We start from the raw sequence: 289 nt of genomic DNA on the forward strand, positions 1-289 counted from the left end.
CGAGCTCGTGCATGGTTGGCGGTAGCGCGTCGAAGGCCGCGGACTGTCCGCCGTGTTCACGTTCGTGTACCGCTTGCCGTGGCCGCCTGCTGGTGCGAGAGCAGTCCGGCGACAGCTTGGATGGTGTCACTCATGTGCTCGCGACGGCCGTGGTGGCGGGCGAGAGATCGCCAGTTCTTCAGATGGCCGATGCCGTGCTCGACCCGGATGCGGCGTGAGGAGTGGGCCTTGCGCTGGCGCTCGTGCATCTCCTCGTACCACTCGGGCGGGTTCTTCTTGAACTTGCGGT

Annotated in this window: 1 protein-coding gene; it reads right to left on the minus strand. The window is 66.1% G+C overall.

Annotation, left to right across the window (positions count from 1 at the left end; translation table 11 throughout):
• Nucleotides 1-56: 56 nt before the first annotated feature.
• On the minus strand, nucleotides 57-289 hold a 233-nt coding region (locus tag LCE31_RS40205; RefSeq protein WP_225023269.1), incomplete at its 5' end, for a transposase family protein.

Origin of the sequence: Streptomyces sp. 8L (assembly GCF_020176795.1) — a bacterium.
Classification (GTDB): Bacteria; Actinomycetota; Actinomycetes; order Streptomycetales; family Streptomycetaceae; genus Streptomyces.